11 protein-coding genes and 1 pseudogene are annotated in these 20,535 nt (G+C 35.3%); 8 read left to right on the plus strand and 4 right to left on the minus strand.

Annotation, left to right across the window (positions count from 1 at the left end; all coding sequences use genetic code 11):
* Positions 1-123 precede the first annotated feature (123 nt).
* The gene (locus tag OM961_RS00170) at positions 124-1,659 is read right to left on the minus strand and encodes a lysine--tRNA ligase (protein WP_264339080.1); all 1,536 of its coding nucleotides are present in this window, start codon (positions 1,657-1,659) and stop codon (positions 124-126) included.
* Between the two features lie 108 nt (positions 1,660-1,767).
* On the opposite strand from OM961_RS00170, the gene OM961_RS00175 reads away from it, so the two are divergent.
* The 8 genes from OM961_RS00175 (at position 1,768) to rsmD (ending at position 17,534) form a co-directional block, all read left to right on the plus strand.
* Positions 1,768-2,064, plus strand: a complete 297-nt coding sequence (locus OM961_RS00175) for a type IV secretion system protein VirB3 (protein ID WP_007548615.1) — start codon at positions 1,768-1,770, stop codon at positions 2,062-2,064.
* Between the two features lie 9 nt (positions 2,065-2,073).
* The gene (locus OM961_RS00180) at positions 2,074-4,479 is read left to right on the plus strand and encodes a VirB4 family type IV secretion/conjugal transfer ATPase (protein ID WP_264339568.1); all 2,406 of its coding nucleotides are present in this window, start codon (positions 2,074-2,076) and stop codon (positions 4,477-4,479) included.
* On the plus strand, positions 4,472-7,036 hold the full coding sequence (locus OM961_RS00185; RefSeq protein WP_264339081.1) for a TrbL/VirB6 family protein: 2,565 nt from the start codon (positions 4,472-4,474) through the stop codon (positions 7,034-7,036). Before OM961_RS00180 ends, OM961_RS00185 begins: the two co-directional genes overlap by 8 nt.
* 9 nt (positions 7,037-7,045) lie before the next feature.
* Complete coding sequence (locus OM961_RS00190; RefSeq protein WP_012673285.1) at positions 7,046-9,433, plus strand: TrbL/VirB6 family protein; 2,388 nt, start codon at positions 7,046-7,048, stop codon at positions 9,431-9,433.
* On the plus strand, positions 9,430-12,396 hold the full coding sequence (locus OM961_RS00195) for a TrbL/VirB6 family protein (protein WP_264339082.1): 2,967 nt from the start codon (positions 9,430-9,432) through the stop codon (positions 12,394-12,396). Before OM961_RS00190 ends, OM961_RS00195 begins: the two co-directional genes overlap by 4 nt.
* An 89-nt stretch (positions 12,397-12,485) precedes the next feature.
* Complete coding sequence (locus OM961_RS00200) at positions 12,486-16,241, plus strand: TrbL/VirB6 family protein (RefSeq protein WP_264339083.1); 3,756 nt, start codon at positions 12,486-12,488, stop codon at positions 16,239-16,241.
* The gene (locus OM961_RS00205; protein WP_264339569.1) at positions 16,231-16,863 is read left to right on the plus strand and encodes a WD_0853 family protein; all 633 of its coding nucleotides are present in this window, start codon (positions 16,231-16,233) and stop codon (positions 16,861-16,863) included. Before OM961_RS00200 ends, OM961_RS00205 begins: the two co-directional genes overlap by 11 nt.
* Positions 16,864-16,985: 122 nt before the next feature.
* Complete coding sequence (gene rsmD / locus OM961_RS00210; RefSeq protein WP_006280837.1) at positions 16,986-17,534, plus strand: 16S rRNA (guanine(966)-N(2))-methyltransferase RsmD; 549 nt, start codon at positions 16,986-16,988, stop codon at positions 17,532-17,534.
* On the opposite strand, the pseudogene OM961_RS00215 reads toward rsmD, so the two are convergent.
* From OM961_RS00215 to OM961_RS00225, 3 genes and pseudogenes are all read right to left on the minus strand, one after another.
* Positions 17,492-17,806, minus strand: a pseudogene (locus tag OM961_RS00215) (hypothetical protein); the annotation flags it as partial. The gene rsmD and the pseudogene OM961_RS00215 sit on opposite strands and share 43 nt — an antisense overlap.
* Positions 17,807-17,828: 22 nt before the next feature.
* Positions 17,829-18,419 (minus strand): COQ9 family protein, encoded by a 591-nt coding sequence (locus tag OM961_RS00220; protein ID WP_010082414.1) that lies wholly within the window; start codon positions 18,417-18,419, stop codon positions 17,829-17,831.
* A gap of 6 nt (positions 18,420-18,425) precedes the next feature.
* Positions 18,426-19,979 carry a Mur ligase family protein gene (locus OM961_RS00225; RefSeq protein ID WP_264339084.1) on the minus strand — a complete coding sequence of 518 codons (1,554 nt, stop codon included), beginning with the start codon at positions 19,977-19,979 and terminating at the stop codon, positions 18,426-18,428.
* Positions 19,980-20,535 lie beyond the last annotated feature (556 nt).

A 20,535-nucleotide genomic window follows, 5' to 3' on the forward strand; every position in this document is an offset into this window, starting at 1 on the left:
CCTTTTAATCTGCAGATTGGCGAAAGCAAATACAATAGCTTCAGTTTCATGATAAGGGGGCTAGCGGAGTTTGTCAAGGAATTCTTATTAAAACTAAAGAGCTCAAATGAAAGGAGGTAAACTCTAAAGTATACATTTAGTAGCGCTTTCTATGAGAGAAATCGTATTACCTATTCCGTAAAGCTTTATGAAAGATCCCATTCTTGGACCGGTTTTTTGGCCAAGTAACGTTTCATATAATAGCTGAAACCAGTCACGTAAGTTGGTGTAATCATATTTTTTTCCAATAGAAAATACCTGAGATTGAATTTCTTCAGCAGTAGCAGTTGTAGATAGAGAATGTAAAGTGTCCTTCAAATCTAGTAACGCTGCTTTTTCTTTTTCATTTGGAGTTTTATATGATTTTGTTGGCTTGATAAAATCGTGATAATACTTTACTGCAAAGTCTGAAAGTCTATCAAGCATTTTATTATTTTCTGGTGTAACGTTTGGTGCATAAGAGGATATAAAACCCCATAGGATCTCTTTGTTTTCAGCATTACAAGCTGCTGCTAGGTTTAAAAGTAGTGAGAAATTTATGCCTGAAGTTTCTATACTGGGAACATTGCCCTGGTGAATGTGCCAAGCAGGATTATTTATATCCTTTTCTTTGTTCTCATGATAACGCTTTACAAATTCTAAATATTCATCAGTTGATTTTGGTATCACATCAAAATATAAACGTTTAGCTTTTTTAGGACTCTGAAAAATGTACAATGCTAAGCTCTCTGTTGGTGCGTAAGTTAGCCACTCTTCAATTGAAATGCCATTTCCTTTTGATTTTGATATTTTCTTTCCTTCTTTATCAAGAAAAAGCTCGTAGCAAAACAGAAGTGGTGGCTTTTCTCCAAGTATTTCACATATTTGACTTGAAAGCACAGCAGATGGAGTTAAATCTTTTCCGTGAGCTTCGTAATTTACTCCAAATGCGGCCCACCTCATTCCCCAATCAGGTTTCCATTGCAGTTTACATTTTCCTTTTGTCACTGGAACTTCTATTTTTTCCCCGTTTGGGTCTTCATATGTGATTGTTCCTTTCTCTGTATTTGTTTCAATTACTGGAACTTGTAAAACTTGAGAAGTTTTTGGGCATATTGGCAAGAATGGACTATAAGTCTGCTGCCTTTCTTCCCGAAATGATGGAAGCATTACGTCCATCACTTTATCATAATTTTTCAGCAGTAGTAAAAGTTTTTCATCGTAAACGCCAGATTTATAACACTCTGTTGCACTCCTGAACTCGTATTCAAATTCAAACAAATCAAGAAATTTACACAACAATGAATTCATGTGATGACCATAACTCTGATGAGTGCCAAATGGATCAGGTATCATAGTCAATGGTTTATTTAAGTGCTCTCTTAGCATCTCTTGATTTGGCACATTATCTGGTATTTTTCGCAAACCATCCATATCATCTGAAATTGCAATGATTTTGGTTTTTATACCAGGAGCTATTTTTTTTAATGCATTTACAACAACTGTAGTGCGGAAAACCTCTCCAAAGGTTCCTATGTGGGGTAAACCAGAGGGTCCATAACCAGTTTCAAATATTATTTCTTTTTTATTAGGAAACTCTTGCAATACTTTTTCTGCTTCTTGAAATGGCCAATTTGTCATTATCGAGATTAAATAATGTATCTTAACTTAAAGTGCTACTAGTTTCAATGGATTTTTAATATAATGATATAGTATTAGTGTTAGAGCTATTATTAGAAGGTTAAAGATATGTCCACAGGTAGTATACAAACAGATCAATTATTTAAAGGTCTTACAAGACCTGCAATGCTCTTTGGTGTGAGTTATATGTTTGCAATATTAAACGTCCTGATTTGCATGCTAATTTTCATTAATTCAAATGATTTAAGAGTGATTCTCTTAATGTTACCAGGTATACATGGACTTGGTTATATAGCTTCTGCAAAAGAACCGTTGTTTATTGAATTATTTATGGTAAAATTGGGAAAGTGCTCGAAATGTTTAAATCGTTTTTACCATGGAGCCAATTCTTATGATATTGCTTAACGTTGTGTGATGCTGAGGTTTAGGGCTATTCAATCAAAGAATAAATCTACTCTGAACAGGGAAGTTCACGCTGCTGAATTTATTCCTTATTCTTGCTATTGGAATAGCACAACCTTGATGACAAAAGAAAATTGGTTGGTTAAGGTTATAAAATTAAGTGGTTTTGCATTTGAAACTGCCGATGACGAGGATTTAGTCATACAGAACAACATCAGGAATCAGATGCTAAGAAGCATTTCATCTCCGGCATTTAGTTTGTATTTTCATACTATCAGACGTAAGAAAAATATTTTTTCTGATGAATTTGCAAGTCAAGGTTTGCCGAATTTTTTCGCTAATCACGTAAATCTAAAATGGAGAGAAAAACACGCAACAAGGCAATCATTTATTAATGACCTATACATTACGATTATCCGTAGAGCGGACACAAAAGGAGTAGAATTTTTGTCACATCTACTAAAAAAATTCGGACATGTAACTTCAAAACATGCTTGGGAAAGTGATATACGTGCCACGTATGAAGATTTAGAGGAAACGACAAATCGTGTAGTGACAAGCCTTAGAAATTATTCGCCTAAAATTCTTGGAGTAAAAGAAACTCCAGATGGTTTGTTCTGCGAAATAATGGAGTTTCTATCTAGAATCGTAAATTGTGGCTTCGTTACAAATACGCTTTTTCCGCTAAGAACTGAAATATCAAGATACTTACCAGTACATAGGTTATTCTTTGGCCGTAAGATGATACAGGTTGTGACTCATAATGAGAGTAAATATGCTGGAATAATTAGTATCAAAGAATATGGAAATCATACTTCTGCAGGAATGCTTGATTCGTTTTTACAACTTCCTTACGAGTTTATAATTACGCAATCTTTTCAATTTATAAACAGGCAAATGGCGATTGGAAAAATGCAGATACAGCAAAATCGAATGATACAGTCTGCAGATAAAGCTATTTCTCAAATAGCAGAAATTTCTCAAGCGCTTGATGACGCAATGAGTGGTAAGATTGCGTTTGGTCAACATCACCTGACTATTTTATGTATAGAAAAAAATCCTAAATCATTGGATAACGCTCTGTCGTTGGTAGAATCAGAGCTTTCTAATTGCGGTGTTTACCCTATACGTGAGAGAGTTAACCTTGAACCAGCATTTTGGGCGCAAATTCCTGGTAATTTCGATTATATAGTGAGAAAAGCTACAATAAGTAGTCTTAATTTGGCTGGATTTGCATCTCAACATAATTATCCTACTGGTAATAAATTCAATAACCACTGGGGAGATGCCGTTACAGTTTTTGACACGACATCTGGTACTCCATTTTTTTTCAACTTTCATATAAGGGATGTTGGACACACTATGATAATTGGCCCAACTGGTGCTGGTAAAACTGTTTTAATGAATTTCCTGTGTGCCCAAGCGATGAAGTTTTCTCCAAGGATATTCTTTTTTGATAAAGATCGCGGTGCAGAGATTTTCTTAAGAGCACTTAGTGGTATCTATACTGTAATAGAACCAAGAACTAAAACAAATTTTAATCCTTTACAACTTGATGATACCTCTGATAATAGAACATTTTTAATGGAGTGGATAAAGTCTTTAATTTCGGTATATAATGATAAATTTACTTCAGAAGATATTGCACGAATTAATGATGCAATTGAAGGAAATTTTAAATTAAGAAAAGAAGACAGATTCTTGAGAAACCTCGTACCGTTTTTAGGGCTTGCAGGTCCTGATACTCTAGCTGGGGCAATATCTATGTGGCATGATAATGGTTCTCATGCTGCAATATTTGACAATAAAGAAGATTTGCTAGATTTTTCACGAGCAAGAGTATTTGGTTTTGAGATGGCTAGCTTGCTCAAAGATCCTGTTGCTCTTGGACCGGTCTTGATTTATTTATTTCATAGGATTAGTATATCTCTTGATGGCACTCCATCTATTATCGTTCTTGATGAGGCATGGGCGTTAATAGATAATCCAGTTTTTGCACCCAAGATAAAAGACTGGTTGAAGGTACTGAGAAAACTAAATGCTTTTGTGATTTTTGCTACTCAGAGTGTTGAGGATGCAAGTAAAAGTACTATTAGCGATACGCTTGTACAACAAACAGCGACACAGATTTTTTTGCCAAATCTGAAAGCTACTAGTGTCTATCGGGATGTTTTTATGTTAACTGAACGTGAATATATATTAATTAAGCACACAGATCCGAGTACTAGATTCTTTTTGGTGAAACAAGGAGTCAATGCTGTAGTAGCTAGAATAGACTTAAAAGGCCTGGATGATATAATCAACGTATTATCCGGACGTGCAGAAAGTGTTCTATTGTTACACGATATATTAAATGAAGTTGGGGACAACCCAAAAGTATGGTTGCCTATATTTTATCAGAAGGTAAAAAATGTTTAAGACTAAGCTGTCATTGCTATTAATTGCGATATTTTTACTAAATATAGACTTTTTACTCTCATATCCAGTGCTTGCAGATGGAGTAAATGGTACTGACAAGACAGAATTTGTTAGCAGATTTAATTCCACTGGCAGTTTTAGTCGTGCCTCTAATCCTGATTGTGGAGCGTTTAAAACAGCTGCAGCACTTGCTGGAATAGCGATTGCTGTTGGCGCAATATTTACTGGCATTGTTTTGATCGTTTCTTCTGCTGGTTTGTTTACCGCTCTTGTTATTGTTGGAATGATAGCTGCAATTGTTGGAGTCTGGAAAGCGATAGGAGGGCTTGTTGTTTGTGAACATAGTTTTGTTAAACACCCAGTTGCACGTGATCATGATGGAAAATACAAAAATTTTAAATTAGAAGACACAGGTTATAGTGGCTGCACCAATGAAAATTACCAAACAGAAGAGGAATATTTTTCTTGTTTGCAAAATAAAGCTCGGGAAGACGTGAACAAAAAAGATTATGACGGGAAAAGAGCAGAAAAAGAAGCCTTAAATTCTAACGTTCAGGAGAGTACAGAGAGTTATTACTGGCCAAAAAATGGTGTGCAATACAGTGAATATATAGAAGTATGTCATCGAAACCCTTTAACTTTTGGTAATCTTTTTAATAAGGTAGACTTTAATTCCAGAGGAAAACCTGGATACATAGACTTTGATGTCAGGGAGAAAGACACTGGATACGTAGATGGGTCATGGTCCTCGAAGGTTGATGGTGGTCTGGAATGTAGAGTTCTCAAAGCAGGACAGAGCGAACCCATACATGGAGCTACATTCAAAGCAGTGAGAAAAACGGGCAGATTATGTGTGGAGTTAGCCAATGTTAGCATGCTTGGTATCGAAATGACTCCTTGGCCGCAAGGGGTTGATATGGGGTGCACGGAATTGCCACCTGACCCACTTGCTCCTATGTGTGAAAAATCTGTGATGATATTCAAAAATAAAGATGGTACAGGAGAGGAAAAAGTTCCTATTGGTAATAATGATGACTATAAAACTATTATCAGATCTAAAGAAAAAAGACTCAACGGACAAGGGGGGAAAATTTTTGTAGGTTATGATAATGCTGGCTGTTTTAGCTCGTATGTTTCTGAAGCTTGTTATAACCAGGCAGGGAGTAAATCATTAGCTCCTATTCCCGTAACTTCTATGATAGTGCAATGCATTAAGGAATCGTTAGATAATTTAGTTGCAGGTAAAGGTGCACCAAATGGTGAGAGTTTTATATCTGTAGCACAGAAAAGGCTGAAAAACACTGTAACTGCTGTTTTAGTTTTAGCTTTAATACTGTTCTCTATAAAAGCCATGTCTGGTGGAGTTCAGAGGCCTCAAGAAATGTATATGTTGATCATAAAATTCGCTTTAGTGATTTACTTCACAACAGGCAGTACCATGTCTCATTATTATGGAGAATTAACTCGTCTCTCAAATGGTTTGTCAGAGATAGTGCTAAAAGCATCATCTGAAAGTAAAGGCATATGTAATTATAAAGCAGGTACAGATTATGAATATACTCGTGCAGGAAAGAGGGTATCTTACAGTTATCTTGCACCTTGGGATAGGCTTGATTGTAGAATTTTATTTTATTTAGGTGCCCCTTTAGATGGAATTGGTGGCAAAATTGGTACTGGAGGTGTTGCAACGTTAGCAGTCTTGCTTGGTGCTGCTCCTGTCTTATTAGTTGCAGGTTCGGTAATCGGTATTATTTTTGCTGGTGGACAAATTTTAGTAGCTCTTGTCTGTATATTTATGGCCGTTCTGATGATGATGGTTATTTTGTGGCTGTGCTATGTATTTATTTTATCTCTAGTTGCTTTAAGTGTAATCATCATTTTATCACCTTTGTTCATTCCTATGGTTTTATTCCAACACACCAAAGGATATTTTGAAGGCTGGGTGAAAGAGTTGATTACCTATAGCTTATACCCGGTTATCCTTTTTGCGTTTTTGTCCTTTATGTTCATAGCATGTGATAAAATCTATTTTAAAAATTTAAATTTTGAACTGGACGAGTCATATAAAAATGAACAACCGGACAAGTCATATGAAAAGAAACAAGCAGAAATCTCATATAGTAAGAAAAAACAGTGGTTTAAATTGAAAGATGGGGAATGTGATAAAAATGAAACTACTCTTGCATGTATGATGCAAAATTATAGCTTTAAAAAGAGCAGCATACTTGGTCTATTCGACTTTACATACATGGAGTTTGGCAGCTCTCTCATCGGAGAATTATTAAAATTGTGTTTAGTATTATTCCTCTTTTACCACTTTTTAAACATTCTTCCTGGCATGGCTGCTGAACTTGCTGGTAACCATAGAGCAGCACTTGGCTCAGGTCAGACACCTGGACAAATGGTGGGCAAAGCTTTATCTGCTGCCAAAGCTGCTGCTGGGGGTGTTGCTGGAGTTGCTGGTGCTGCTGCTAAGAAGTTGAGTGGTGGAGACAAGAGTAAATCTCGAGGTTCTGGTTCTAGTAGCTCCGAGAGTGTTAACAAAAGCACTGAATGAGTTGGATTTATGCTAAAATTTTTGCTGATAATACCGTTTTTTTTTCTGTCAGGCTGCGGGGAACATCACTGTATTAAGCCAGAAAATTTATCAGGTTTGCGTGAAAAACTAGATATAGTGTCAACAGAGCAGAAATGGGTTGATTCTGGTGTTAATATCTCAGATAGAATAAGAGTAACAGAGATTGATATAGTGCCTAGTAAGGTTAATTTTTGTCCTAAGCAGTATGCAGATTTTGCAATTGGGCCTGGGAGAAATGACGTTGCATTACCATTTGCACTTAAAAAAGGCGATACGATAAGCTTTAGTGTGATTGGAAGTAAAGTGTGTAAAGATAAAGAGAGTGAGACAAAAATCAGGTATTTGAAAATCGACGAAAAGTGTAGCGAGCAAGAAACGGAACATTTTGCACATGTTTTAAATCAAGAGAAATGCCAAGGTGGCAAGGATGGGATATGTCCTAATAAATATATAATAGGCGATGCGCAATGGTTGAGTGGAAGAGAGTACTGGTTTTCGAAGTTAGATCAAGATGAAAGAAAAAAGGAAATTGAAAATATTATTAACTCTATAAAACAAGGAGAGAATATAGATTGCAGCAAGCTTTCAGAGAGCAGTGCAAGTAAGATAGATACGCACATTTTAAATTCACTCTGTAGACGTATATGTAAATTTTCTTCTGGTCGTAGAGGCGAGGATTGCGTTTATATTGAATATAATAATATAGAAATTGAGCTATTCAATGCTTTAAATTCTAGTGGTGAATCTGTTGTTGCTGAAATTATTAGTAACGTATTAAAGGGAAAACAGGTAAAAACTGACATTACATTTCTAAAAGTTGGTATGGATAATGAAACTCTTGAACACATTCCAGGTGGTGGTTTATGTACTAGTTGTGATCATAAGATGGAGAATGACCATCAAATACCAAGTTTAACTTTTAGTCTATGTAGCAGAAATGACAAGAGCTGCTACAATACAAATGACAAAGGCGGGTTCAACATAAGAGTAACGAAGAACCATAGTCTGGAAAATAGCTTGTATATAAGTGTTTCCGATAAATTCCCTGAGCATAAGCCTGGTGAAAATCAAGCGGATATATCTGTAGATATCAGCAAAGTTCATGACATGGAAAACTTGAAAGGAAAATTAAAAGACAAAACAGGCACCATATATTACGGAATAAGAGACCATGGCTGCGATTACAAAAATGAAGGTCAGTTTAGCATTAACCTAACAACTCAAGAGCCACCTACAAAAACTTTTAGTGCAATATATAATTTCTTTGATGAAAAAGTGAAAACTGCATTTTTCGGCTCTAATTATAAAGACCCTAACGCAATTCACTCTGATACTAGTCCTGTAAAGTCTCTTTACGAAAGTTTTATAAAATCAAGCAGAACAAATACCATTAGATCTACTATAATATCACTATTAGTACTATATATAATCTTATATACTCTTTATTACTTTTTTGGATTAACTCATATTTCTATATATGAGTTTTTAATTATATGCGTAAAGATAGGAATCATCGCCCAGCTATTGCAGGATAATAGCTGGGACTTTTTTTATAACAACGCATTCTCTATATTTATTAACACTCCAAAACAACTAATAGAAATAGCAAATTTTAGAGGCACTACTTCAAATGTTTTTGAGTTTCTTGATTTGCCGCTCAATAGGTTCTTGTCATCGCATTCAGTATTGTTAATAGTATCTCTTATATTTTCTGGCCCTTTGGGCATTGTATCTTTTTGCTTGGTGATTTGGGGTTTAATCACAGTGAGCTTATCTATTTTTAATGCCTTATTTTCTTTTATTACATCTATAGCAATAGTTGCGTTATTACTTTCTTTAGCACCTATTTTTATTATTTGTCTTTTATTTGCGTATACTAGGCAGATGTTTCAAAACTGGGTTAAAAATTTAGCAAGATTTGCAATTCATCCAGTGGTCCTTTTAATTTTTATATCACTGATAAGTCAGGTTATGGATTATATTGTGTATTCAGTATTTGATTTTGAGGTCTGCTCTACATGTATACTTAATATTAACCTAAAGATTTTTAACCCTTGTATTTTTTATGGTTATGCTTCCAAATATACACCTAATATTACCGCTATGATGGCTTTTGTTATTTTGGGACACGCTATGAAAGCTTTAGTTGAAGCTTCTTCGGCAATATCTGACTCGTTGTTTGGTGCTTATGTAGCAAGCGAACCTGGAAGACAGTATCAACAAAGCTTAATGGGAACAGTAGGGTTAGATGAACAAAGCGTTCAAAGAAGAGAAAGAGGAGATGCCTCTCAACAATCAGGTACGTCAAGACCTCAAATACCACAAGGGACTCAAAGGTCAACGCCTCAGATACCACAACCAGGAAGACAGCAATGATAAGTAAAAGATCACTATTATTGATACTGTGTCTTGCAATCACTGGTTGTAATATGGATTGTGTCGAGCCTGGGTTGCAGAGCAAAAACACCAGCGTTAATGTGGATGTTCCAGTTCGTAAAGCCGATAAAATTCATTGGGTTGATTCTGGTCAGGTAATTAGTCAGGGTGAGAAAATCAAATTCACCCTCGATGGATCAGTAAATTTTTGCCCTTTTAAAGAAGACAAAAATCCAAGGAAAGTACTTGTGCCAGCTAGCTTTTGTGCTGATGGCTCAGAACCAAATTATAGTAAGGCTGCGGATATTAATAGTGTACCTAACAATTATGGTGTTAATGAAAGTAAAAACGAACTATGTGGTGGCAAAGGATTTGGCAGCAATAGACGTTATGTGGACACTGGAATTAAAGTAAATCCTGGTGACAAGTTAAGCTTCAGCTTAGTTCCCAGAAAAATAACAATTGATTACGACAATCCAGAAGGGAAAGGCATCAATTTTGATGACAATTGTTATAAAGCTGTAGAAAATGATCGTAAGGAAACTGTATATAAGAAAGCTACAGTGAGTGAAGTACATCAGGGGGGAGAGTTTTTTTGTGATGGTAAAGATGGTACAAAAAATAAAATACAATTTTTACCTCTTGATAAAACAAAAGCAAAGGAAAGCAAAGTGCTAGTTGGCAATTGGTATACCCCATATGATAATAAGGTGCATTTTAATAAAGGTTATATTCAAGACAACGAACCATGGGTATATGGTTCACTACTTGATTTACGCCGCGCTAAAATAGGATTGAACGAGTTATGTGATGGAAAAAACTGTAGTCTTGATGAGAGAAAAAAGTACTCCTCCTATGAGCTTAACTGTTACCATCAAAATATATGCTATACTGAGAAGGGTATATGGAACTATGGTTTAGGTCAAGCAGGAGAACGGAACTGTGTCTCCTCTATAAGGTATAAGAAGTACGATAAAGGAAATAAATGTGATATGTATTCTTATCTAGAAAAAATGGAAGGGAATGTTAAAGTAGGTAGTTTTACTGGAGATGATAAATCTTGGGCTGAGGCTCTTGTTGCAAAAATTGGTGATCCTGATGATAAAAATACCGCTAAAGGTATTCAATGTCTTCCAAAGAAAGAGGGTGCAAAAGGGGATAATATGTGTTCGCAAATTGGCGATAACAATAAATTCGAGGATTTTTCTCTGGAATTGAACAATGATTATCCAGTAAATGACGAGGTAACGCCCGGTAGCAGTGTGATGCTTGCCATTGCAGATTATGGTCACTATGGAGCTAATAGAGGTGGGTACCATGTTAAAGTGACTAGATCGTGTGAATATATCAATGGCAAAAAACTGTATGTGTATTTGGGTGATAACCCGCCAGGGGATCCATCTGCTCCAAAGACTAATGATTTCAAAAAAGTAGAGAACTTAGATAAAACAAAGGATAAGGTATATTATATAATAGATGGAGGTCTTTTAACAGATGAATGCAAAGACAAAAAACCTATAACAGATGAATGCAAACCTAAGAAGATATATTTCGGCATCAATGTAAGCAACGTAGAGAAAGATGACATTACGGACAAAAATGGCAAATATTACGAAAACAATAAGTATAGTGTAACTTTATTTGTCAAAAGAAAAATTAATGATTTTATTTCATCGAATATAAACAAGATATTTGATTTTATGAAAAAAGAAGTAATTGGTGACAGCGTTAAAGATTCATACAAAGGATATATAAAAGGTCTTCTTCAGGGAGTAAGAGCTTTGCTTACTCTATACGTTATATTTACTGTCATTGGCTATATGCTTGGAACAATACAGCTAAGTAAATTTGATTTCATTGTAAGGATGTTCAAGATAGCATTTATAGCTTTTGCCTTTAGCGATAGAAGCTGGGAACTCTTTGGTACAACTTTATCCAGACTTTTTGTAGATGGTAGCATTTATTTAGTTGATAGTTTTTCTGGCTATGTAGGAGAAGGGGAGAGAAAATTTGCATTCTTAGACTTGACAGCAGGAGTATTATTCACAGCAGAAACTTGGTTAAAGTTTTTATCATTGATGCTCTCTGGTCCTTTTGGCTTTATTGCATTTTGGGTAATATTCTGCGCTACTTATGCGTTTTTAAAATGCATTATTAGCGCTACGTTTAAATATGTAATATCTACTGTTCTAGTGGCGTTTTTACTGTCATTAACACCTTTATTTATCGTATTTATTCTATTTCAAAAGACTAAACCCTTGTTTGATAATTGGATAAAAACGTTGGCTCATGTTTCATTAGAACCAGTCATTTTATTTTCATTTTTATCTCTTTTAAATCAGTTGATGTATTCAGTTTTATATAACCTCACAAATTTTTCTGCATGCTATCAATGTTTAATTAGCGTAAATTTCTTATCGTATGATCTGTGCTTGATGAAATCAATACTGCCTCTTGGATACAGTCCTGGCACTAGCGTTGATGTTGCACTCAGTACCGGAGAAAGGGCTGGTGGACACTTTGCAGCATTACCTATAGACCTAATCCAGGCGTTTATATACCTCATTATTGCCGGTGCAATGGAAGCTTTTGTTTCTATATCGGAAACTATGGTACAAACACTATTTAGCTCTGGTTATGGAGTTACTGGCGGTGTTGGTACAGTTGCTAAGAGCGCATCGCAAGCTATGCTGTCAACCGTTGGCCTTGATGATAAGACCCAAAGTATGATACAGAGTATCAAGCAGAAAATGAGTAAAGATCGGGGAAAAATTGAGGCTAAATTACCTAACACACCAAAGCAACCAGACAAAAAAGAAGATTCTAAAGGAAGTTCTGATAAAACAACGAGTGATAGACCTAAAACATTAAAACAATCAGATCAGCAAAAAAATTATGATGAAACAATAAGAAGTGATCCTAGTGCTAAAGCTAAAAACAAGGAAGAAAATGGAGAGGAGTAAGATATGAATGATGTTATGGAGTAACTAATTAAAAAGATATTTTAAGTAAAGTTTTAGAAATTTATTCTGTATTTGGAAAAAGTTTAGATATGCAATCACGTTTAGGCAAATGTTGGTTTAGGGTATTACTTCTTGCAGCTTATGTGCTGATCACAGGTTGTAGTAAGAACGATATGCCTTTTCCAAGGTGCATATCTGCTGACTATTTTGGTCCTGAACCTATTGCAGTAAGCGCTCATTTTTCAAGCGATCATGATGCTTTTATTCCAGAAGGTGAAGATGAAAGCGTTATTGATCCTGACACTGGTGAAATTAATTCTGGTTTTCACCATAACCAAGTGGTGAAGTGGAAAGATACTGGATTAGAAACCAATGGAGATAGCTTAATAGTGCGAGTAAATGGTGCATGGACATCTTGGAGTAATAATAACAAGAAGGAATCTAAAAAAGGCAGTTATACCTTACAAAGCTTGGAGCAGTTAAAATATGCAACTAAATTTGAAGGTAAACAAAGTGATAATAGTTTACCTAATTTTCACTTAGTTTGTAATGATTATAAACCTAGCATACAAAAATTTTCAAGTAAGTCTGATACAAGTTGCACTGTAAATTGCAAGTGCATTAATGAAGATGATAGCGCAAATACAGTATCACGTGGTGCTCCATGTTGGTTTACCAATGGTCATGGTGCTTATCTTTTGTTTCAAACGGGGAAAGATGATCCTAACGAAAATCTAAAGTTAATGCGCGATCCTCAATATCCTACTGTACATCTAGGTTACAACTCCGTGGCAGAAAATGGGAGCGGTCTTTTTACTTTAGACAGAGATAGCACTAAATTAAAAGACAGAAATTGTAACCCGGTGAAATTAAAAAAGGGATGGAAAATATATGTAAAAATATTAGATAGATATTACTTAGATAATGTAGGTGGCTACTCTTTTGAGTTCTTAAGTGGAGTGCAGCAGCCAAGTAGCTTTGGGTTTTTTGATTACATTTATAACTATCTAAAATGTGTATTATTGATTAACGAAAATTGCAAAGAACATTTTAATAGCAATGATCCTGCAGTTGCACAAGCTATGTTCGAAAATATAGCTGAAAAAAGTACGAGCTTTCACAATTTTGTTCTTTCCTTGCTTGTTCTATTTGTAATGATTTCATCGCTTCTTTATCTTTTTGGCATGATACGAGAAACTAAGCATGATATGCTCATCAGAATGATGAAAATCACTCTAGTAATAGTGCTTATATCTCCTGGAAGTTTTAGATTTTTCTATGATCATTTTCTTGTTTTATTCGTTAAAGGTCTTGAACAATTAATAAGTGTAATTACTAACTTTGCTCCCAACATGAACACCGGAAGTATTGCTCAAGGAGATGAAGCTAAGTTGTTTAGCTTCATGGAGGACATGTTCAATAAATTTTTTGCTTATTCTGTTTGGAAAAAGTTTGCAGCGTTTTTACATTACCAAATGTGGGCAAGCCTTCTTATGATACCGGCAATTTTCATAGGGATTGTGCTATACTTCTTGCTGTGCTTATATGCTTACATAATATTTCTCTCTGGTTTTATGGGTATAGCTTTTCTTATAGCCATTATGCCACTGTTTCTAATTTCTATTTTATTTTCACCGCTGAAAAGTCTATTTGAAGGTTGGATAAAATTCTGCATCAGCTTTTGTTTACAGTCGATTATGATATTTGCTCTCTTGTCATTACTGGCTTCCATTATAATGAATACCTTTTATAGGCAGTTAGGTTTTACTGTATGCTACGATAAATGGTTTGAGGTAAGGTTATGTGCTCCAAAATGGGTGTTTGGTGGTTTTTGTATCGTTGATAAGCAGTACTTTGGTTGGACCCCAGGGCAAATTTTTGTACCTTACACTCTTGGAGAAGCTTCTTCTCTTAACATAGATAAAAGTATAGAAGGTATAGAAAAGATAAGCAGAGAAGGTGGTACAATAAAATTTACTGGAGGCGCTGGATATATCCCGCTTCCACCGGATTACCCTAAAGATAAAAATGGTGAACATATAAAAGGGTTTCGTTATATAGATTATCCTTTCTTTAATCCAATGCCTGGAACTAAAGATAATCCAGCAGACCACTATATTGCAGAAAGTGATATGGTAGTTAGTAATGGCTGCAGTGCAAAAGATCTAGTACGCTTAACAAATAGTTTATCCCATGCATCAGAGAGGGCTGACATTATATTACTGATCAACAATATAGAGAAAAGGATAGGTGATGTTAGTGAAATAATAAAACGCTACTGTCAAGATATAAATAAATGCAATAGTTATAGGGAAATAATTAATGAAATAAGATCTTTAGTGCGGAGTGCGGTAGAAAAACAAGGTTGTAGAATACTGAAACTTCATGATTTATATAAGGATCCCAACAGTGAATACTGTCAGAAATGTAAAGATTGTGAGGATTGCAAAAATTATCAAGAAAATAGCGATTACCAAAGGGTGCAAGACATACAGAGAGGTTATTTAATCAATGCAGGGGAAATCTTTATACTATTCTTGCTTTCATTTTTAATGTTCTCCTTACGCACGTTCGTACAACAAATGGGCTCAAGTATCGCTGGTGGTGGATTCAGCGTTTACAATATATCTAGTATGTATCAGGCATCGCCTTTGACTGGCATAATGGAAGGATTCAAACAGCAGTGGCAAAATTTTGCTGGTAGAGGACTTGAGTCTTTAGGCAGTTGGGCTACTCATTTACCGGATAGATTAGCCGGAGGTGCAGCTAATCTGCTGGGGAGAGTACCAAGAGTTGGAGGAGTGCTGAAATACGCTATTGATGTGCCACGTAAATTTGTAGGTGCTACTATTGAAGCAACAAAATTTGCAACATCACCTAAAAATGACGTTGATAAACTTGAGGAAAAGATCTACAGGGCATTTGGAGTTGATAAAGAAGATATTGTGCATAGAAGAATTGATAGATATTTAGAATATTACAAAGGGTATGTAGGATCACATTTGGGCTATACAATAGAAGATGCTATGAAGTTTACTTGGGAGCATGGCCTTGATTCTATAGGAGTTAGCCGCCGTACAGGAGAAAAAGATGGTTATCCAAATAACTTACTTTTTAGAGCAAAATCGCATAGGCAAGATTTCTTGAATAAGCTTCATGATGACACCATAGGCCGTAAGAGAGAACCAGAAAAAGACAATCCTGATCAATCAAATAAGGTAGAACGAGAGTTAGGCACGGAACTAGTAAGAGATAACCATGATCAGCCACTAGAAGAAGGCGACCCTCTTCGACTACGAGGGGGAGGTCAGCCAGATAAGGTAGTACGAGAACTAAGCACAGAACAAGAAGACAAGCCTAATCAACTACAGCATGATCAGCCAACAGAAGAAGATAAGCCTGATCAATCAAATGAAGTGACACGAAATTTAGGCACGGAACCAAAAGGTTCAGATGAAATTGATGATTTTGGATCTGCTTTTGAAGGTATGGAAAAACGTGCTGAAAGAGAAGGCAGAAGAAATCAAGATAAAGTTTACAACCTCTCACCACTTTTTGAAATGAACACTCCAGAAGCTGTAGAAAAACGTGCTGAAAGAGCTAGAAGAAAAGAAGAAAGAGATCGAAAAGACGAAGTTTATAATCTTAAGCCTTTATTTAAAGAACCAAAAAATCCAGAAGAGTACGTTAAGGCACTTTTTGAAATGAATACCCAGGAAGCTATAAAAAAACGTGCTGAAAGAGAGGAAAAAAGAAATCGAGAAGACAGTAAAAGGAAATTACCGGAACCAATGAGGAAACCAGATGCAAAAGGAGATGAGAAGAGGATTGAAGATGAAGACTAATAAAAATTTCAAAGGCCTTGATTATTATAAATTGCAGCAAGACAAAGATGGCAACATAAAGTTAAATGACTACGACGACATTTTAAATGCGCGTAGGGCAAGGGTAGACTTGTTGCGGGATAACACATCACTTGACAAGGATGTCAATTTTGCTAAATTGAATAAAGCTTTGAGTGAGAAATTTGTAGATAATCATAGTTTATTGTCTGAATTTGATAAGGAAGACAAAGAGATTGTACAAGAAAGGATTAAGGTGTTTAGTATTTTAGAAAGTCTTGAAGACCTTAAAAGCGTGAAAAGTGAAGATCTGTTAGAGGTTAGCTTACTGCTGTCAGATCTTAGCTTCATAGAGAGAAATGTTGTACTAAATACCGATCAGAATTCTGATCTAGCAGGATTTAAAAACCTATTTATTGAAAAAAAAGCATCTGGTGAAGAGTATAGTGAAGAAGAATGTAGAGGCTTTCTTGATAATATAGATAAAATCAATACTATAATTAAGTTAGAGTTAGAAAGCAGAATTGAAGGGCTAAATCATGATAAAAAAAATGATCATGATGATTTACAAGATGAGATTGGTCAAGCAATTAATGCAGCAGGCAAATCAGAAAAAGATAACTGATGAGTCTTGTGTTTGTGTTTTTCTTACAAGCGACTCGATAGCTTCTCTCTATTAAACTGCTAAAGCCATATTGACATTAATCATATAGTATAAATAATTAATTATTTTGGAGCTTATTTAATATGCTACGCATCATTGCAGGCAAATATCGCGGAAGAAAAATAACTACAGGTAAGCATTTAGCTGCACGGCCAACTATGAGTATTGTCCGAGAAGCAATATTTAATATGCTTTCCTCAAGAAAACCTATTTATAACTTGAATGTACTTGATTTATTCTGTGGTAGTGGTTCTTTTTCATTTGAAGCGCTTTCTCGCGGCGCTAAACATGCATTTATGGTAGATTCAGATTATTACAATTTGCAATTGCCTAAAAAAACAGCAAAAGATTTTGGAATTACGGACAATGTTACGCTAATTTGCTGCAGTGCTAACTGCTTACCACAACCTATTTCAAAATGTGACATAGTTTTTATAGACCCACCTTACAATAGCAATCTAGTTGAATCAACGTTGAATGGACTAGCTCACTCAGGCTGGTTAAGTGATGATGCATTGATAATTCTAGAGATTAGGAAAAACGAAGATTTTGAGTGCAATAAAAACTTCAGTATAATCTTGGAACGCACCTACGGTATAGCGAGAATAATTTTTCTTTCTCTATTAACTTGAACTTGCATATACTTTTCATTGATGAGTTCCAGTTCTATTTTCGTCAAGTTTCCGGAGAAATTACTTATTCTGTACTGCCCTAGATCAAAATTTTTATTAAATTCAGAGTCTATTAAATATTCATGTGCTTCTTCAATAAATTTATTTTCTTTTTCTTCGTAACTGGTGTATTTTGTTGTACCATTATTATCCTCACGATAAACTAAATGTTCTTTATGATCAGCATGAATATTTTTATTTTCACAAACCTTTTCAGGATCGTGCTCAAGTACTTTTCTACCAACAATCAATAGCTTATAAGAAATTTCCTATGATTCCTTTTAAGCGAGTTTTGAATTTTTGAAATGTCATGACATTGTTGATACGGTTATCAAGAAACGATAAAGTATCCACAAAATCTTCTGAATAATCATTGATAAAAAAAAGTATCGTACTTAAGTACACTCCAGCTAATATTGCTCTTTTTGTATAGTAGTTAAAATCTGTTGATTGGTCATGAATGCCATACCAAATCGCACTAATAGTTCTGTATAAAAGTTTACTAGAAAAATATGTATTTTTTGGTGATACGGAGAATGATAAAACATTTTTTAAAAGTTCTCTATAATTCGGTAGCTTAGCATAGTTTGAAAGGTGTATTTGAATAGCTAACTTTACTCGCTCTCGCACTTTCATATCTTCTAAATTAGAATTTCTTAATTCAGCTTCCATTGAGCTATTTAAGTCCTCTGCTATGTGCTCCAAAGCGCTATATATTCCATTCTGAAATTTGCAAAAGCTATTAGCTAGATTAAGGTCAGTGCACACCTTTAATAGGGTTTCATCGCTTATCCCTTCAAATGGAATAACCCTAATTAGCTTATCTATTATTAACTTTTGTTCCACGCAACATCATACTAAACAGCATGTGTGATTGTACCTGAGATTTTCACACATTCTACAAAATGCTTCACCACGTTCCTCGAAATTTTTCCATTGATCAAAAGAAGCACACGCGGGAGAAAGTAATATTGTTACTTCTTCTGCGCTATTTAAGGCCTCTTCAAAAGCCAATCTGAATGCATCTTCTAGATTGCAACATTTAACATAATCTACTTTATTCTCCATAACATTTGCAAAAGCTTCGGTTGATTCTCCAATAAGAAAAGCTTTTCTAACCCTTGTAAAATGCTTGCTTAATGATTCTATTCCACCTTTTTTGCTTCTTCCACCAGCGATCCAATTTATGTTTTCATAAGATAAGATCGCCTTTTCGCTCGATTTTGCATTAGTTGCTTTGCTATCGTTCACGAAAAACACATTTCTTATTTTGCCAAGCAGTTCATTCCTATGCCTCAGTCCTGAAAAGGACTTGATTCCATTGATAATAGTGTTGCTATCTACTCCAAGTACCTTACATACGGCATATGTGGCTGCTATGTTTTCTGCGTTGGATATTAGGTTTATTTTCACGTCGCTTACTGATAAGCTATGATTCTCTAGTTTTAACGAGATCTTCTGGATCCCAGTACCCCTTTTGTCATCCAAGTAGCTGACACTGGGATCCAGATAATTTCGATCTATACCAGTAATCTGTTCACTATAATCAAGCAAATTGTTACCTGCCAATGATATTAGATCTCTTGCACCACCCTCTGTCATCTGAGTAGTTGGCAATGGTTTTTCTTTTCTGGATTCCAGCGTCACGCGCTGGAATGACATCGGGGAATATGTTACTGAGATTGGAATTTTGTCTCCAGTGAATTTGTTGAATATATCAGCAGTAATCTCATTGTCACATCCTATTACGGCAACCTCACTACCGTTTATCAGTTTTAATTTAGTTGCTATGTAGTTCTCCATACTTCCATGCCTATCTATGTGATCTGGTGTAATATTGAGCAGTGCTGAAATGTCCACGTTAATTTCATTCATCAACTCCAATTGAAAAGAGGAGAGTTCGATTACATAAATTTCTGCATCTCTTTCTAGATCCAAAACAGGAACGCCTAAATTTCCACCAATAGCTACTTTTTTCCCTGCAGATTTTAATATGTGCCCTATTAGTGATGTAGTGGTTGATTTACCATTTGTTCCTGTGACGCCTATTACCTTCTGGTTCGTAGTTTTAGCTTCAAGAAATAGCTCAATGTCTGATTTTATTTTGCAATCAAATCTCCTTGCAAGTTTTACTATCCAATGTGGCTCTGTTGGCACTCCAGGGCTTAAAACCAATGCACTGATCTCATGCCAATTGTATTCCTTGGGATGAATAAAATTACATTTTTTATACATCATTTTTGCATTTGCTATTTGCTCTTCATGATCATCCCATGCATATATTCTTGCACCACTCTTTGTTAGAGCGTTAATGGCGGATAAACCAGTTTTACCAAGACCAAAAACCGCGACGTTTTGATTTTTATATTTGTTTAGTTGCACTGCTAGATAACTTATGCGAACCATTTTATAAAGATATCGTACAAATTACAACAGACTTCTTTCGTAGGTTACAACTGTCATTCAATAGAAACAAAAAACTTCCTTGACAAACTCCGCCAGCCCCCTTATCATGAAACTGAAGCTATTTATTTATCTTCGCAATCTGTGCAGGTTAATGACAAAAAACTTAGGGTATTTGGCGTCTCATGTTTAATTTTTCGCACTACGTGCATCGCATGTCTTTAAAAATTTCTGGGTTTTTACCTATATAAGCCGAAACGCGCTTACAAAGCGTTTAAGACAGCAAAAAACGTCAAATTGACAAGGGAGAATTTGAATGCTAGCTACTACGGGGTTTCTTTGCCTTTTTTCCTGCTTAGTAAATTTCTTAAACACTTGCGGTGTAGGTTAGTTGCAAGTTAAAAGCAGCTAAATCGCTCTTAATCAAGCGTTTTAGAATAAAAAAACGCCGATATTTTAGTACATGGTAAATAGCCAACCACCACGGGGTTTCTTTTGCCTTTTTTTTCATTTGGTAAATTTCTTAATATTTATGGCTAAACGACAATCGTCATCCCGC

This window comes from Wolbachia endosymbiont (group A) of Cydia splendana (assembly GCF_947179475.1).
Taxonomy (GTDB): Bacteria; Pseudomonadota; Alphaproteobacteria; order Rickettsiales; family Anaplasmataceae; genus Wolbachia; species Wolbachia pipientis.

What these genes read in the sequence shown, in the direction of transcription:
- OM961_RS00170 (WP_264339080.1), bottom strand. Translation starts at nt 1,659, where the DNA reads ATGACAAATTGGCCATTTCAAGAAGCAGAAAAAGTATTGCAAGAGTTT.
- OM961_RS00180 (WP_264339568.1), top strand. Translation starts at nt 2,074, where the DNA reads ATGCTGAGGTTTAGGGCTATTCAATCAAAGAATAAATCTACTCTGAAC.
- OM961_RS00205 (WP_264339569.1), top strand. Translation starts at nt 16,231, where the DNA reads ATGAAGACTAATAAAAATTTCAAAGGCCTTGATTATTATAAATTGCAG.
- OM961_RS00225 (WP_264339084.1), bottom strand. Translation starts at nt 19,979, where the DNA reads ATGGTTCGCATAAGTTATCTAGCAGTGCAACTAAACAAATATAAAAAT.
- OM961_RS00200 (WP_264339083.1), top strand. Translation starts at nt 12,486, where the DNA reads ATGCAATCACGTTTAGGCAAATGTTGGTTTAGGGTATTACTTCTTGCA.
- OM961_RS00175 (WP_007548615.1), top strand. Translation starts at nt 1,768, where the DNA reads ATGTCCACAGGTAGTATACAAACAGATCAATTATTTAAAGGTCTTACA.
- rsmD (WP_006280837.1), top strand. Translation starts at nt 16,986, where the DNA reads ATGCTACGCATCATTGCAGGCAAATATCGCGGAAGAAAAATAACTACA.
- OM961_RS00185 (WP_264339081.1), top strand. Translation starts at nt 4,472, where the DNA reads ATGTTTAAGACTAAGCTGTCATTGCTATTAATTGCGATATTTTTACTA.
- OM961_RS00190 (WP_012673285.1), top strand. Translation starts at nt 7,046, where the DNA reads ATGCTAAAATTTTTGCTGATAATACCGTTTTTTTTTCTGTCAGGCTGC.
- OM961_RS00195 (WP_264339082.1), top strand. Translation starts at nt 9,430, where the DNA reads ATGATAAGTAAAAGATCACTATTATTGATACTGTGTCTTGCAATCACT.